Origin of the sequence: Streptomyces sp. SID486 (genome assembly GCF_009865385.1) — a bacterium.
GTDB lineage: Bacteria > Actinomycetota > Actinomycetes > Streptomycetales > Streptomycetaceae > Streptomyces.
In genome coordinates this window covers 1-224 of record NZ_WWJT01000211.1, presented here as the reverse complement: position 1 = coordinate 224, position 224 = coordinate 1, and the positions used below count along the sequence as shown (strand labels likewise).

Sequence of the window (224 nt, the reverse complement as noted above, 5' to 3'; positions counted from 1 at the left end):
GTGGTGTGTCCGGGGATGGCGGGCGTGGTGGTGCGGTGCGGGATGGCGCGGGCGGTGGTGTGCCTGGGGACGGCGGGCGCGAGGGTGCGTCGTGGGCCGGCCGGGGCAGTGGTGTGTCCGGCGATGGCGGGGGCGGTGGTGTGCCTGAGGATGGCGGGCGTAGTGGTGCGTCGTGGGGCGGCCGGGGCAGTGGTGTGTCCGGGGATGGCGGGCGTGGTGGTGCG

The 224-nt window shown here is 77.2% G+C and carries 1 pseudogene; it reads right to left on the bottom strand.

Annotated elements, in window-relative coordinates:
- Positions 1-224: pseudogene (locus tag GT045_RS40425) on the bottom strand (hypothetical protein); the annotation flags it as partial.